This is a genomic window from Trichococcus palustris, assembly GCF_900114465.1.
Taxonomy (GTDB): domain Bacteria; phylum Bacillota; class Bacilli; order Lactobacillales; family Aerococcaceae; genus Trichococcus; species Trichococcus palustris.
In genome coordinates, this window is the sequence record NZ_FOTD01000012.1 from 24029 (window position 1) to 40583 (window position 16555).

11 protein-coding genes are annotated in these 16555 nt (G+C 49.2%); 9 read left to right on the plus strand and 2 right to left on the minus strand.

The window, feature by feature from the left end:
• Positions 1-149 precede the first annotated feature (149 nt).
• Positions 150-1142, minus strand: a complete 993-nt coding sequence (locus BM101_RS08940) for a hypothetical protein (protein ID WP_087032475.1) — start codon at positions 1140-1142, stop codon at positions 150-152.
• A gap of 339 nt (positions 1143-1481) precedes the next feature.
• On the opposite strand from BM101_RS08940, the gene BM101_RS08945 reads away from it, so the two are divergent.
• From BM101_RS08945 to BM101_RS08975, 7 genes are all read left to right on the plus strand, one after another.
• The gene (locus BM101_RS08945) at positions 1482-2468 is read left to right on the plus strand and encodes a glycosyltransferase family 2 protein (RefSeq protein WP_087032476.1); all 987 of its coding nucleotides are present in this window, start codon (positions 1482-1484) and stop codon (positions 2466-2468) included.
• 15 nt (positions 2469-2483) lie between these two features.
• Positions 2484-2891, plus strand: a complete 408-nt coding sequence (locus BM101_RS08950; RefSeq protein WP_177194461.1) for a GtrA family protein — start codon at positions 2484-2486, stop codon at positions 2889-2891.
• A gap of 6 nt (positions 2892-2897) precedes the next feature.
• Positions 2898-5666 (plus strand): YfhO family protein, encoded by a 2769-nt coding sequence (locus tag BM101_RS08955; RefSeq protein ID WP_087032479.1) that lies wholly within the window; start codon positions 2898-2900, stop codon positions 5664-5666.
• A gap of 280 nt (positions 5667-5946) precedes the next feature.
• Positions 5947-6870 (plus strand): cation diffusion facilitator family transporter, encoded by a 924-nt coding sequence (locus BM101_RS08960; RefSeq protein ID WP_087032481.1) that lies wholly within the window; start codon positions 5947-5949, stop codon positions 6868-6870.
• 307 nt (positions 6871-7177) lie between these two features.
• Positions 7178-9367 (plus strand): DNA helicase RecQ, encoded by a 2190-nt coding sequence (gene recQ, locus BM101_RS08965; protein WP_087032484.1) that lies wholly within the window; start codon positions 7178-7180, stop codon positions 9365-9367.
• Between the two features lie 218 nt (positions 9368-9585).
• Positions 9586-11319 carry a L,D-transpeptidase family protein gene (locus tag BM101_RS08970; protein ID WP_087032486.1) on the plus strand — a complete coding sequence of 578 codons (1734 nt, stop codon included), beginning with the start codon at positions 9586-9588 and terminating at the stop codon, positions 11317-11319.
• 134 nt (positions 11320-11453) lie between these two features.
• Positions 11454-12905, plus strand: coding sequence for a DEAD/DEAH box helicase (locus BM101_RS08975; RefSeq protein WP_087032488.1), 1452 nt, complete (start codon positions 11454-11456; stop codon positions 12903-12905).
• Between the two features lie 429 nt (positions 12906-13334).
• On the opposite strand, the gene BM101_RS08985 is transcribed toward BM101_RS08975, so the two are convergent.
• Positions 13335-13610: a GNAT family N-acetyltransferase gene (locus BM101_RS08985; protein WP_087032492.1), complete on the minus strand. Its 276-nt coding sequence runs from the start codon at positions 13608-13610 to the stop codon at positions 13335-13337.
• Between the two features lie 230 nt (positions 13611-13840).
• Here BM101_RS08985 and BM101_RS08990 point away from each other — a divergent pair, with 230 nt between their 5' ends.
• Positions 13841-15208 (plus strand): deoxyribodipyrimidine photo-lyase, encoded by a 1368-nt coding sequence (locus BM101_RS08990; protein ID WP_087032493.1) that lies wholly within the window; start codon positions 13841-13843, stop codon positions 15206-15208.
• An 84-nt stretch (positions 15209-15292) separates the two neighbouring features.
• A complete protein-coding gene (mnmH, locus tag BM101_RS08995) occupies positions 15293-16384 on the plus strand; it encodes a tRNA 2-selenouridine(34) synthase MnmH (RefSeq protein WP_087032495.1) in 1092 nt (363 codons plus the stop codon).
• Positions 16385-16555: the final 171 nt, after the last annotated feature.

A 16555-nucleotide genomic window follows, 5' to 3' on the forward strand; every position in this document is an offset into this window, starting at 1 on the left:
TTCCTTGACTCTCTTGGCAATCAAAAAATGCCCAATCCCTCATTTTCCGGGGTTGGGCATTTTTTTGTCTTCAGGCTTAGCGGGATAGCTGGTATCCTTTGCTATCAGGGGTTTCAAATCCGCCGAGCATGCACCGGAAGCTGGAGGAATCATTTCAGCTGTTCCGCCAAAGCCTCCAAGCTGCGACCCGCGGCGATGCCGATGGTCCATTTATCGTCGAAGGAAGTCTGGCCATAATACAGTTGAACGCCGTCCGGTTTGATGATCATACTGGAACGATAGATTCTGGATCCATCAAGGTCTGCTTTGTTGCCGGTGTTCGACAACAGGTGTTTTTCTGCAGTGAAATGGATGCCGTCAGTGGATGTGCTGTAGCGAAGCTCGCCGCCTATATCCGCACGATTTTTCCGATTGAGGTTCAACATATAGTAAACCCCATCGACTTTCATGACGTCTGGATGCCAGGAATGAACGGCCTCGCCATTTGCGGTTATTTTGTTGAAAGGGCCCCAATTCTTGCCGTCCGTGCTCTCGCTGTAAAGGACATACCAGTCGCGCATGACCCACATCTTGTAGATGCCATCCTCAAAAATGATGGAAGGGGAAATCAATTGCAGTTTGTCGCCCGACGACACTGTCATCGCTTCCGGATCGGTCCAGTCTTTGCCATCCGAAGAGGTGATGCGATAGAGCGTTTCCTGGGAAGCATCTTTGGAAATTTTTACAAACTCACGGTACCACAGCTCCAACCTTGATGTGGAGGGGTTATAGAACAAGTGTCCATCTGAGTTATAAGAATGCAGCCCTTTTTTTGGTGTCGGCACCAAAGGGTTGCTGGCGCCAGCAGGGACTTGCCAATTAATCCCATCATTACTGGCGACGATGCAGGGGTTCTCTGTCTGATCGTTTTCATATGGATAAGGCGTGAATGCCATCCAATATTTATAGCCGTGCCATTTCTCGTCGAATTGGGCAATGGATGGGTGTGTCGCTTGGTGGGCTTTGCCGTTCCAATTTGTGCCGTCATCATAGGGTGTCGGAATCGGCAGGAACTGTGACGAGCTGGCGGCCTGCTTGGGAAGCGCGCCGATGCCGAACGTTAGGCTGAGGGTTAAAAGAATTAAAAAGAAACTTTTTTTCATGTGATGTCCTCCTGCATTCAGACGGATGGCCATCTGAAGCTAATATAATCGACGTTGGTAACGTTTGCTGGTTTAGTTTGCGACTTTCTATAAGTATTCTTGCATATTTCTTTTTCGAAATCAATACGGTAGAATCGACTTTAGAAGGAACTGCTGTTTTTTAATGGAAACAGCATAATATTGCACTACATAATGAATGGATGCCGGATATTCCGGCAAACTCATTGCAAATAAGCAAATGATTCTTATTGGAATATGCTGACTTTCGATACGAGGATCGATTGTTTGTAGTATAATTGGATTTAAATTTGATATCACAAGGAATGGATGAGAAAAATAATGGGAAAAATTACGATATTGGTTCCTGCCTACAATGAGGAGGCCGTTATTGAGAAAATGTACGAAAGATTGAATGAAGTCTGCGCAAACTTGAACCGACACACCTTCGAGTTCCTGTTTGTCAATGACGGCAGCCGGGATCGGACACTCCAGCTCGTTAAACAGCTGAAAGAGAAAGATGATAGGGTCCAATATGTGGATCTGTCGCGTAATTTCGGCAAAGAGGCGGCCATGATTGCCGGCCTTGACTATACCCAAGGGGATGCGGTCATCATCATCGACGCAGATCTGCAACAGCCACCGGAACTTTTTGAAGAGATGATCCATTGGTGGGAAGAAGGCTATGATGATGTCTATGCCGTAAGGAAGGAAAGAGAAGGCGAGAGCTGGCTAAAGAAATGGACTTCCCGGAAGTATTACCATTTGCTTCAAAAAGTATCCCAACAGGATGTCTATCCTCAAGTGGGCGATTACCGTCTGTTGGACAAAAAATGCATCAATGCCCTTAAGCAACTGAGGGAACGGGAACGCTATACGAAAGGGTTGTACAGTTGGATCGGCTTCAAGAAGAAAGAAATATCCTATGTGGCCCAGCCAAGGGTTGCCGGCGAAACCAAATGGAAGTTTTCCAGTTTGCTGAAGCTTGCGATCGACGGCATCACTTCCTACAGCACCGTGCCTTTAAAAGTTTGGTCGATCGTCGGCATCATCATCTCTCTTTTCGGGTTCATCGTTTTGGCGATTGAAGTGATAAAGACTTTGATTTTTGGCTCAAACGTAGCCGGGTATACTTCACTGTTTGCCGGAATCTTTTTTCTGGGAGGCATCCAGCTTATTTCGTTGGGGATCATCGGGGAATACCTAGGGCGGGTCTTTATCGAAACAAAAGAGCGTCCGTTGTATTTCATTCAGGAATATTCCGAGTCGGATCAGGTGGAAAACGAGCCTGGACAAAGGTCGGAAATCCGAAATGGCAGAGGTGATTAAGGCGGCATGGAGAGGTTGAAAAATTTATATGAAAAATTTGAAGAGGTCATCAGCTATTTGATTTTTGGCGGACTTACGACAGCCGTCAATATCGCTGTGTTCTTTCTGTGCAATACGATACTGGGAATGAATTATTTGGTCGCTAATGCGATCTCCATCGTCGTTTCCATCCTCTTTGCTTTTTTCACGAATAAAAAATATGTTTTTAAGACGAAAACACCTACGTTCAAGGAAAGCTTCCTTGAGTTCATCCGATTTTGCACCTTCCGCTTGCTCTCGGCCGTGTTCGACATGCTCAGCATGTGGATTTTGGTTGACGGGATCCATTTTGATGCCAACGTGGCAAAGATAGCGACACAGTTCATTGTGGTCGTATTAAACTACGGCTTCAGCAAATGGTTCATTTTTAAGCAGAGGGGATGATCAGGCATGTTTGAAGAAAAAAATGTGACAAAGAAAACAGCTGTCTATTATACCGGCCTATTTTTAGTGATGACGGCCCTCATCTACGGGTACTTTGTGAGGGAACAGAAGTCATTCATTTGGGAAGGCGACGGTTTTTCACAGCATTATCTCGTCTTTAAGGATTACTTGAGCATGTGGCGAGGATTTTTAAGCCATCCAACGCAAGGATTCCCTTTTTGGGATTGGAACATCGGCTTGGGGTCTGACGTCATCGCCTCTTACGGCTATTATGTGATCGGGGATCCGTTCGTCTATCTCGGCCTGCTGTTTCCGGAAGGTATGACGGAATTAGCTTATCATGTGTTAGTACTGGCTCGTGTGTACGTGGTCGGCTTGGCTTTCTTGGCCTTCTGTCGGCAAGTGAAGATAAAAAATCCAGGCGCCTTGTTTGGAAGCATCCTCTACACATTCACTTTTTACGTGGTTTTGAATGTGGTCAGGCATCCGTTCTTTCTCCTGCCGATGATCAGTTTTCCCTTGTTGTGTCTGGGGATGGACCGGATTCTACGGGGCGGATCGAACAGCGCCTTTATTTTGGCCGTTTTTTTCAGCGCCTTCAGCAATTTTTATTTCTTTTACATGCTGACGGTGTTGGTCTTTATTTTTGCGATCACCCGCTATTTCAATCTGAATGGCATCAAGGAATGGAAAAGCATCTTCGGGTATGTTTGGCGGGCCCTTTATTCCTATACCATCGGGGTGCTGATGGCCGGTATCCTTTTGGCTCCCGTTGTCTGGGGATTTTTGCATTCTTCCAGACAACCGGGGGAATTCGCTGCCGGGTTGAAGTTTTATCCGTTTGGATATTATCTGGGCTTGGTTACAAACCTCTTGGTCACAGAACGATTCTTATGGACAGTCTTTGGCTTCGCCGCCTGTACGGTGCTGTTGGCCCCCTTGCTGTTTCTGTGGCGCAAGAAAATCGGCTACATCACAGCGAACCTGTCGGTATTTGCCGTCATCCTGCTGCTGCCGGCTTTTGGTTCCATGATGAACGGTTTTTCGGGACCCTATAACCGCTGGACTTTCGCGATCCCGCTCTTTATTTCGGCTGGATCGGCGATACTATTCAATGAACGGTTTAACCTGACACGTTCTGAACTGAAGGCGATGGGGCTTTCGGCAGTTGTGTTCAGTTCGATTCCGCTCGTGGTTGCCGCTGGAAATGTGGTTCCGTTTCGGTTTGCCTATATCGCCCCGGTTATCCTCGCTTGGTTGATGTGGGCGCTGCTGGTCTGGGCATACTGGCGAAACCGATCCGGCTGTTTAAGCAGCAATGCGAAGACCACCATTTCCATTGCGCTGGTGGTATTGGCAATGGTAAATTTGATCTTCAATGCGCGTGATTATTATCAGGAAAATGGTAAAAACGAGGCCGCGACTCTTTTGGATTATGGCACAGTGGATGAAAGGTATAAAGAGACATTTGGCGGCGCAGAGCAGCTGATCAAAGACCCGGGAATCTATCGGATAGGCGTGACCTCCAAAGATAACAACTTCAAAAATCAGATGGCTTTGCTGAACCTGATGGGGATGAATTCCTATCTTTCCGTTACCAACGGGGCGGTTGCCGATTTCGCGAAGCAACTGGAAAATAATCAATTTCAATTGATCCAACCCGTCCGGTGCGGATTTGATGATCGCCGAATCATCAATAACCTGTTGGGTGTAAAGTATATTTTGACAGAAGCCGGGAATGCCAAATATCTGCCTGACGGCTATAAAGTGGTTCAACAGACCGGCGATGGCAAAGGCGCGTTTGTCGTTGCGCAGAGCGATCAGGCCTATCCCTTTGCCTATGCGGAATCGGTGTACCTTTCAACGGAAGAGTTCGAAAAATACAATCCGGTGGAAAAAGAAGCCTTCCTGTCCTACGGGATCGTGCTGGAACCGACAGAGAAGGATACGGCGGCATTATCGCCATTTGAAGGGAAACTGGATGTCAAGACTGCGGCTTTTTCATTGGCATCGTCTGATCCGGAAAAAGTGCAAATTTCCGGAGATACGATCACGGTCAAAGATGGTGGAGGCACAATCGAGTTGCTGCTGAACGATCCGCAAGAATTAGCGAACGCAGAGGTGTATGTGCATTTGAAAGGTTTGCATTTCGAACCGAATTCCCAAGACAACTACGGCTGGACGTCAACCGGCTTTGCCGCACTGGTGTCCTTTGCGGATCTGACCAAAGAGGTCGACCAAAGCGATATATTGGACTTCAGTTCCTATTTCCACCGCGATAACATGCTGTTCAACATGGGGAGCCAAGGGGATACAGTGTCGTCGGGTTCCCTAAGCCTGCAGTTGAATGCTACAGGCACGTACAAAATAGACGACATTAAAATCTATGCGTATCCGTTTGATGGACAGTACGCCGCCCGCGTATCAGAAAAACAGGCGAATGCCTTGGCTATCAAGACTTTTGCGGATACCAAAGTAAGCGGAACGATCACGCAGGCTAAACCGAGCGTGCTCACGACCTCCATCCCTTATACTCCCGGATGGAAAGCGGAAGTCAATGGCAAAGCGGTCGGAACGGTGAAGGTGAACTACGGATTTATCGGCATTCCGCTGTCTGCGGGGGAATCGGAAGTTACGCTGACTTACCAAACGCCGTTCCTGAAAATAGGGGCCGTACTCTCCATTTCCGGCCTTCTCCTGCTGTTTTGCAATCAACGCTTTTGGAACAAGAAAAGACAATCATCTTTACCCCAGCAAGAGAAGGAACACGTTTAAACAGAGTGCGATGAATTGCGTTTAGACACCCGGACGTTGGAAAAAATGGCTTTTCGTTCACCTCTTTTGTGGACGAAAGCCCGTTTCGAAACGGGAGTGGTGTCTGCAATTCAGAACACGTTTACGATGAATTGTTAGGAAATGCGAACGAGGCTAGGACTTTTGTCCAGCCTCTTTTTTTGTTGGGAAAAGCGGTCCATGGATTTTTCCATTTTATAAAATTTGGAGTATGATGAAGGCAGAGATAATTGGTTGCTGCGCGCAATAGGAGGGATGAACGATGACAGAACATACCCATGCACCTAGCCATCCGGAGGGTCTGAATAGCGTAAAAGGAAAAAATTTGATCATCACCATGGTCCTGAAGATTGTGCTGACCATTGCCGAAGTGTTGGGCGGCTGGTTTTCCGGCAGCTTATCGCTGCTTTCCGATGCACTCCACAATCTTAATGATGTATTGTCCATCGTCATCAGTTGGTTTGCCGTCAAGATGGCAGAAAAAAAACACGATAAGAAAAACACCTTCGGCTACAGACGAGCCACCATCATAGCCGCAGTCATCAATGCTACCCTACTGATCATCATGTCCCTTTTCCTTTTCCGGGAAGCTTATTTTAAATTCATCCAGCCAGAGAAAATAAATGCACTGATAGTCATCGTGATCGCCGCAATCGGGATTGTCCTCAATGCAGTGGGCGTATACCTGCTCCATAAGAGTTCAGGAGGCGACTTGAACATGCGGGCGGTATACCTGCATTTCCTGAGCGATGCCCTCTCCTCGGTCGGGGTAATGGTCGGCGGAGTAGTCATCTATTACTTCAAGGCCTATTGGATTGATCCTGCATTGACGGTGATGATTGGACTGTACATCCTCAAGGAAAGCTATGAAATATTGAAAGAGTCGGTAAACATCCTGATGCAGGGAACACCGGAAAATGTGGACATCGATGAAATAGCGGAGGAACTCGAAAAGATGGAGGCGATAAAGAACATCCATCACGTCCACATCTGGGCCTTGGACGAGCACACGCTCTTCTTCGAAGCCCACGTAAATCTGCAAAATGATATTTTGGTCAGTGAACTATCCGACGTCTATGAAGAGCTGGAACAGGTATTGAAAGGGCGTTTCGGTGTGACCCACTTGACGATCCAGTTCGAATATAACTGCTGCGGGGATGCGGGCAGGGTAATCGATAAAGAATAGGAGGAGCATAACCAAGAGATAAGAAATCCGGTAACGTTGATTTCCTGCCTCTTGGTTTTTATCGTATTTTTTTATTATGAAGAGAGAGCATAGGGAAGAACAGGCATCCATCAGCGCGTAGATTAAAAAATAGCCGAAATCAGTTGCCGCCATGCAATGGCAGGGCCATCTGTGATATGATGGGAGGCGACAATCTTTCATCGGAACAAACGAAAACAGTGTGAGATGAGGGGGCCTTTTTCGCGGATACTGCTTATACAACAGGTGCGTGAAGAGAGACAGATGAAAAAAATAGGGATGTGTACAAGTGGAAGTTCGGGAACAATTACATAAGACATTGAAAAAATATTTCGGCTATGACAGCTTCCGGGAAGGACAGGAAGCATTGATCACCCAAATACTGAACGGCAAGGATGTACTGGGGATCATGCCGACAAGCGGCGGGAAATCGCTCTGTTATCAGCTTCCGGCGTTGCTGCTGGATGGGATGACGATTGTCGTTTCTCCGCTCCTTTCTTTGATGAAGGATCAGGTGGACAGCTTGCGGGATATGGGGATCGCCGCGGCCTATTTGAACAGTTCCCTGGATCGGCAAGAACTTTTGCAGCTGATGGACGATATCCGCTACGGCAATATCAAAATGCTGTACATCGCGCCGGAGCGCATTGAGAACGAATATTTCCTGTCGGCGGTCAGGCAAGTAAACGTGCCCTTGCTGGTGGTCGATGAAGCCCACTGCATTTCGCAATGGGGGAGCGATTTCCGGCCATCCTATCAAGGCGTGGCGCGGCTTTATGACCTGTTGGGGAAACGGCCGGTTGTGGCGGCCTTCACTGCGACGGCGACAAAAGAGGTGCAGGAGGACATTCTGTTCCAACTGAGACTGCAACAGCCTTTCCAAATCGTGACGGGCTTCGACCGCAGTAATCTGGAATTCATCGTGGAAAAACCGGCGGATAAAATGCGCTTTTTGCTGAGCGACTTGAATCCGAACGACTCAAGCATCATCTACTGCTCCACGCGCAAAAACGTCGAGTCCGTCCATAAGAAATTGGCGCAGAAAGGCTTCGCCGCAACGCTCTATCACGCCGGCTTGCCGGAAGCAGAGCGGCAAGCGAATCAAGAAGCCTTCCTGCATGACCGCAAGCCGGTCATGGTCGCCACGAATGCTTTCGGGATGGGGATCGACAAAAGCAATGTCCGGACCGTATACCATTACAATATGCCCAAAAATATCGAAAGCTATTACCAGGAAGCAGGGCGGGCGGGGCGTGACGGCGAAGAATCGCGCGTCATCCTGCTGTTCTCGGTGCAGGATATCATCATCAATAAATTATTGAACAGTAAGACAAACGACGGAGAAGCGACGAACAAGTTGAACAAAATGATCAACTATTGCTATACGAACCAATGCCTGCGGGCCTACATCCAGGAGTATTTCGGCGAGGTCATCGCCACTCAGGACTGCCAGCATTGTTCGAACTGTCTGAACAAAGCGGAACAGAAGGACATCACGGAAGAGGCCCAAAAAATCCTTTCCTGCGTCGTACGGATGCGCGGGCGCTACGGCATCCAAAAAATCATCTCGGTTCTGCAGGGAAGCAAGCAGAAAGGCATCACGGACTACGGCTTGGACAAGCTGAAGACGTATGGGCAGATGAGCAAATACAGCGACCAGGCCTTGCGGGAGATGATCGGCGTCCTGATTGCGGATGAGTATCTGCAGGTCGTCGGCGATCAGTATCCGCTCGTCCAGGTCACGCAGAAGGCGCTGAGCGTCCTGAAGGAAGGCGGGAAGGTGGCCATGTCCTATGCTTTGGAGGAAACGGGCGACAGGGCGGCGAAGCAGACCGGCAAAGGGCTCTACGATACCGGCTTGTTCGACCGCTTGCGCCAATTGCGCATGGAATTGGCAAGCGAACACGGGATTCCCTCCTACATCGTCTTTTCGGATGTGGCGTTGCATGATATGGGCAGGCTTTTCCCGACGACCGCGGAGGAATTTCTGCAAGTTTCCGGTGTCGGCGAGACGAAGCTGGAGCGTTACGGGAAGCCCTTTATGGAACTCGTCGCGGACTATCTGCAGGAATTTCCCGAGGCAAAAAAAGAGTTGCAACAGAAAAAACGGGAGCGGGAAGAGCAACTGAAGGATTCAGAGGGTACGGACAGTGCACCTGCAAGGGCGAAAAGGCAGAGTACAGGCGCCACCTACGACGAAACCTACCGCCTTTACCAGGAAGGCCGTTCGCTCGATGAAATCGTCGCTCTTCGCGGCATGTCCAAGATGACCATCGAAAATCATTTTGTCTACATGGCAAGAAACAAAAGCCATGACATTCGGCTATCCGATTTTGTGACGCAGGAACAGGTGGACACTATCTTAAGCGTGGCCGAGGAACAAGAGGGTAATTATTTGAAGCCGATCAAAGAGGCTTTGGGGGAAACGTACACCTATTTCCAAATTTCGTTGGCGTTGGCTTCCCAAAACAGATCCTGAACGTTCCTGACCAGCGATGGAAGGAAGAAGATAACGCAAAAACCAAAACGATTCCCTGGAAATGGGAATCGTTTTGGTTTTTTGCGTTTCCTGGGTGATACAAGGGATTCGGAAAATTGTTATTGCAAGTGGCTATTTGATATAATGAAAGAAAGAGAGCGGTTACTTTTTATTTGTTGTCGCATCCGATTGGGGTTACACAACGGAGGGTGTTTCTTATGAAAAAGATACGTCAAATCATCATAGCAGGACTGTTTGGCCTCGCTTGTTTAGCGCCCGAAAGGGCAATTGCTTCTGAAGGGACGGGCACTAATCCAATCGTCAGTGACAGTGCGTTTGGCATAAACGTAACGGAAATATTGCAGGATAGGAGTCGGGCTGTTCCTTCAGGATCAGAGGCTGCAGTCATCGAAGCGGGAAGACAGGTAAGGCATACGATCAAAACGTTCGAAAAGCTGATCTCAAGGACGGAGCCGGTAAGCTGGGACGATGCATCTGCCGCAGCGCCCGTTGTTTCCTATCAAACATACATGCAAAATCGCGGCTGGCAAAATGAGGTGAGCAATGGCGCAATCGGTGGGATAATCGGGCAGGAGCTGCAAATGGAAAGCATTCGGATCCAATTGAAGAACTTGCCTTATGCCGGTTCGATTTCCTATCGCACGCTTGCGCAAGGTGCAGGATGGTCGCCGTTTGTCTCGAATGGAACCCTTAGCGGAACGGAAGGCGTGGGGGGACGGCTGGAAGCCATCGAAATGAAATTGACCGGGGAAATGGCTTTACAATATGATGTCTACTATCGCGCCTATGCGCAAAGATTCGGGTGGCTGGACTGGTCCCTGAACGGCGAAACGGCAGGGACGGAAGGATTCGGCTACCGCTTGGAGGCCGTTGAAGTATTGCTGGTCAAAAAAGGCGCTACCGTTGCCGGGGCGACCGAAAATCGGTTCGTTAAGCGGACCGAACCGCTCCTTTCCTATGCAAGCTACCTCCATAATGAGGGGTGGCAAAATCCGGTATTCAATGCGGAACTCAGCGGTACGGCCGGGCAAACCAAGCAATTGGAAGGGCTCACCGTGCAATTGTCCTCGCAGCCCTACTCCGGTTCCATTACCTACCGCACCGATGTCCAGGATTACGGTTGGCTGGATTGGGTGAAGGATGGCGGACAAGCCGGCATGCCGGGGACGGGCAAAGGCCTGGAAGCCATCGAGATAGCCTTGACCGATGAAATGGCAACGCAATATGATGTCTATTATCAAGTATACGTGCAGAACATCGGCTGGCTGGATTGGGCGATGAACGGGGCAGTTGCCGGAACGGAAGATTACGGCTATGCCCTGGATGGCTTGCAAATCCAATTGGTGCCGAAAGGCGGGGCTGCACCGGGAAGTCTGGCCACACCTTTCATGAAAAAAATCCCGGAAAAGGCAGCGGAACCCGAGGTCGCCGAAACGCCCGAAAGCCCAGAAACGGCGGCAGCTCCAGCGCTTCCGGAACTTCCGGCCGTTCCAAGCGGTCCCGATTGGAACGTACGGGATGGCTATTTCAAAACGGACTATGGAACGCAATATTATGTGGGGAGCAGCTATATCATCGTCAGCCTGAGCTATCAGACGGTTTGGGCTTACATAGGCAACGATGAAATTGTCGAGGCCCCCGTCATCACGGGAAGGCCGTCCATGCCTACGCCAAGAGGGCTGTTCTATATCCAACCATCCAAGGAATCCCCGTCCGTTTTGATTGGGGAGGATTATAAATCGCCGGTCCAATACTGGATTCCATTTTTAGGGAATTCATACGGACTGCATGATTCCCCTTGGCAAACGAGCGGATACGGAGGCGAACTCTATCAAACCCTCGGCTCGCACGGCTGCGTCAATACACCCTATTACGCCGTCGAAACGCTGTATAACACATTCCCAATCGGGACACCGGTCGTTGTGTATTAGCGGATGAAGTCGCAATCAAAAGATGGGAACGGCGGCCGGAAATTGTGAGAATTTGCTGAAGAAACGCCGGAAAAATACATACGGCCGGAAATCCTGTTATACTGTAGAAAATAAGTGGATCGAAAGAGGTATATATGAACAGAAATAAATTTGAAGATTTTGGCATACAGGACGAGATACTGAAGGCATTGGAAGGGTTGCGCTATCTGCATCCGACGAAGGTACAGGAAGAAGTCATCCCAGCAGTATTGGCCGGCAAAGATATCATCGTGCAGTCACAGACCGGAAGCGGGAAAACGGCCAGTTACGGCATTCCCCTCTGCGCGGACATCGATTGGGAAGAGAACAGACCCCAAGCGTTGATCCTGGTTCCGACCCGTGAATTGGCGACCCAGGTCAAGGAAGACATCATGAACATCGGACGTCTGAAGCGGATCAAAGCGACGGCGGTCTACGGCAAAGCAAAATTTGCTATCCAAAAATCGGAACTGAAGCAAAAAAGCCATATCGTGGTCGGTACGCCGGGCCGCGTCTTGGAACATCTGCAGGAAGGGACAATGAAGGTCGACAAGATACGCTATTTGGTGTTGGACGAAGCGGATGAGATGTTGAATATGGGCTTCATCGAACAAGTCGAAGCAATCATCGATTTCTTGCCGAAAGAACGCCAAACGCTCCTTTTCTCGGCGACGATGCCGTCCAAAATTGAACGACTGGCGACCTTCTACATGAAGCCGGACAAGCTTTCCGTGAAGATTGAAATGACGGAAACGTCAAAACCGAAGATCGTCCAGACGTTCATCCGGGTTGACCAAGACAGCAAAATGGAAAAACTGCTGGATCTGATCACCGTCGAAAATCCGGACAGCTGCATCATCTTCTGCAACACGCAGGAAGCAGTGAACAGTCTCTATACCTTCCTGAATAAAAACGGTCTGCCGGTGGACAAAATCCACGGTGGTATGATACAGGAAGACCGTTTCGGCGTCATGGACGATTTCAGACAAGGCAAGTTCCGCTATCTGGTTGCGACGGATGTTGCGGCCCGCGGGATTGACATCGAAAATGTGACGCATGTCATCAACTACGATGTGCCGGTGGAAAAAGAAAGCTTCGTCCACCGCACCGGACGTACCGGCAGAGCCGGGAAAACGGGGATAGCCTTGACGTTGGTGACGCCGAGCGAAACCAGCTGGTGGCAGGAAGTGAAGAACTATGCCGGACAGGACATCACGGAAGGAAGCCTCCCGAGCCAACGCTTGGTGCAACGCCAAAAGGCTGACTTCGAGAAGAAGCTGCAGGAGCGTCCGCGTCTGAAGAAGGCGAAAGGCAAGGAACTGAACCAAGGGATCATGAAGCTGTATTTCAACGGCGGGAAAAAGAAAAAACTGCGCGCCGTCGACTTTGTCGGTACGATCACCAATATCCCGGGCATCAATGCGGATGATATCGGCATCATCACCATCCAGGAAAATGTCACCTATATCGAGATTCTGAACGGCAAAGGCCAGACGGTCATCGATGCCATGAAGACCCGCACGATCAAGGGGAAAACTTTAAAGGTGCATAAAGCCAAAAAAAGCTGATCAAGAAAGTAAGAAAAGCGGTCCAAGCCCGCCCTGCCTCGAATTAGGAAACACTGTGACCTATTCGGTCAAGTGTATCATGCCTCTAAGCGATTAAAATCGCAAGAGTCATGACAATTTAGGAAATCTGGCCCTGCAACTTTCTCTTCGGTCACCTTATACTGGTACTCTAAGGAATGAATTCCTAAGAGTACCATGCAAATGAGCATACTGCGCAATGGGTCAGATTTGTCTGATTTCCGAGAGGCAGGCTTGGACCGCTGGACATCATATGATGGCGTTAAACAATTAAAGAACCTGTTAAAAACCTTCGGTGATGCGCTTTTACACTCAAAAAAAATTATACTTTCCTTAGCTATAGAAGAGGGCTGCAAATCATGGAAACTGATTTGCGGCCCTCTTCTATTTTGAATGCAATTGTTTCCTTGCCTATTTCTTTACGTCCGAATACCGTTCTGGATTTTTTTTGAATACGGATTTGGCATAAGGGCACAGCGGATCAATTTTTCTGTTTTCTTCCCTGGCCATTTCCACCACTGCATCAACGAGCTGCCCTGCAATCCCTTGGCCGCGGTAATCATCATCGACAAAGGTGCTGGTGATGCAGATGTATCCCTCATCATCTAAGGTATAGTCGATTTCCGCTATCAATACGCCATTTTCATCTTTCTTGTAGAAACGTGATCTTTCCTTTTCAAAATCCATAACTAGGTTCCTTTCTAATGCTTACTGTATTTCAGAGTGCCACTGGGGAACGGAATGAGAACCCTTACTTTATTCTTTCATTATAAGGATATGCGTTTATTTAATCAAAAAATTTGAAGCGGGACAAATACTGTGCCAATCTTTAGGCCAGAAAACGGACCAATGTTATAATGCAGACAGTGATTTTGGGTACGTTATGCTAAATGACCACAGATGAGGAGACCGGTTATATGATTTTAGAGGAAAGAATAAAACGTTTGAATGACAAGGGGGTTGTGCAGGCACCCTACGTTGTCTATTGGATGCAGAGCTCCCAAAGAGCGGAGGACAACCATGCTCTTGAGTATGCGATCAGCCAAGCCAACGCGCTGGAAAAGCCGCTGCTCGTCTATTTCGGCATTACGGACAGCTTTCCCGAAGCCAACGAACGGCACTATTATTTTATGCTGGAGGGCTTGAAGGAAGTCAATGCGGCATTGGCGAAGAGGGGAATCGGCATGCTGATCAGGCACATTTCCCCGGAAAAAGGCGCACTGGAAATAGCTTCCTTTGCGGCCCTGATGGTTGTCGACAGGGGCTATCTGAGGGTTGAAAGGCAGTGGCGGGAATTCTTAGCGCAAAAGGCCGCATGCCCGGTCATTCAGGTTGAGACTAACGTTATCGTGCCGGTGGAGGCTGCTTCCCCGAAAGAAGAGTACTCCGCCTACACGCTCAGATTGAAGCTCAACAAACAGCTCGAGAGATTCATCCTGCCACTCAGCGAGCGGACAGTGAAACACCCGTCCATCCAGCTGGAACTGCCGTTCGAGGCGTACGCGGTTGAAGACATCGACAAAGCCAACGCCGGTCTCGACATCGACAGAACGGTGAAACGGGTGCCGTTCTACCAAGGCGGGACAAGCCAAGCGAAGGCAATGCTGGAGGATTTTATCGAAAATAAACTGGCCCGATACAGCGAACTGAAGAACCAACCAGGCGAAGAATACACTTCCGGGTTGAGCCCGTACCTTCATTTTGGGCAAATTTCGCCGCTGTACATATACGACAGGTTGCTTTCCGAGGAAGGTGAAGGCAAAAAAGTATTTTTGGAGGAATTGATCGTCAGGCGGGAGTTGGCCATGAACTTTGCCTTCTATAACGAAAAGTATGATTCCTATGAAGCCATGCCGGATTGGGCAAAAAAAACGCTTGATAAGCATTTGACCGACCAGCGGGATTACCTCTATACATGCGGGGAACTGGAACGTTCCAGGACACATGACGACTATTGGAATGCCGCTCAAACGGAGATGGTGCTGACCGGCAAGATGAACGGATATATGCGGATGTACTGGGGGAAGAAAATTTTGGAATGGAGCAATACCCCTGAAGAAGCCTTCAATCGGGCCATCCAGCTGAACAATAAATACAATCTGGACGGCAGGGATCCCAACGGCTATGCCGGGGTGGCCTGGTGCTTCGGCAAGAATGACCGACCTTGGGGAGAGCGGGCCATCTTCGGCATGGTGCGCTATATGAACGACAAAGGCCTGAAACGGAAGTTCGATATGGACAAATATCTGGAAAAAGTCGCAGCGTTGCAACGGCAGTCTGGATGATTGCTTAGTGCGCAAAAATCCGTTCGCGGGTGGCAATCTCTTCGCCGACGGTCTATACTGTTAAAATAGAAAGTGGTGAAATAGTTGAGACCAATCGTTACTTATGAAGAGCTAGAAAAGGACAAGGCGGATAAGTCCATCCTATTCGTGGATGTCCGCAGTCCAAAGGAATACGCAAAAGCGACCATTCCGGGAGCCGTGAACATACCGGTGCTGGATGATGAAGATCGGAAAGAAGTCGGCACCCTCTATGTTTCGGGACGGATCGACGAGGCGAAAATGTATGGCATCAACGCCATCGCGCCCCGCCTGCCGGAAATGTTCGCACGCTACCAGGGGTATGTTAAGGCATACGATCGGGTAGTCATTTTTTGCAGCCGCGGCGGATTCCGCAGCAACTCAATCTTTTCCTTGCTGAAGTCTCTGGGGATGGATGTCTACCGGTTGGAAGGCGGCTATAAAGGCTACCGGAATCATATCAATAAACAGGTACCGATGCTGTTCGAAAAGGTCCGGTTCGTCACCCTGTACGGCAATACCGGCAGCGGCAAGACCGCCATCCTGCACGAGCTGAAAGAACGCGGAGCGAACATCCTTGATCTGGAAGGCTGCGCCAACCACCGCGGCTCCCTATTGGGAAGCGTCGGTCTGGAGCGGAAAGAGCCCAATAGCCAAAAAATGTTCGAAAGTCTCCTGGTGGATACGGCCAAAAACTGGCAGCAACCTTTGATCGTCTTCACGGAAGGCGAAAGCAAACGGATCGGCAAAGTGGTGTTGCCCCCTGCACTTGTGGATGCGATGCGAAGAGGCAGGAACATCAAAATCGAGGCTTCACTGGATTACCGCATCGGACTGTTGAAACAGGATTATGTGCATGGAAACAAAGAGGAAATCAATCAAGCGCTCGATGGGCTGAAACAGTACGTGAACGCCGAGCGTGTGGAGGGCTACAAGGCCAGTATTCTCCAAAATGATTTCGAGGCCGTAATCGAAGATCTGTTGCTGAGCTATTATGACCCCCGCTACAATTACAACAAAAAAGAGTATGTTGCGGATTTCCACAACGAATCGCCTACCAAAACGGCCGAAGCCATTCTGGAATGGGCAAAAAATATAGAGTACGAAACGGATACGGACCAAACTCAGGAAATGGGTCTATCGAACCCTCCCGTATGAGTGTGATGAAGACCGCCTTTAGGTGCGGTGTGAGAGGGAGCTGTCTCATATCGAGATAGCCCCATTCTTGCGTTTTGTTGGGTATGGAGGATTGTGTAGTTCCGATCGGCATAACCCGCCGAAAGCTTTCCGGCGGGTTAAAATACAGTGTTCTCCACAGAATAATCCGCC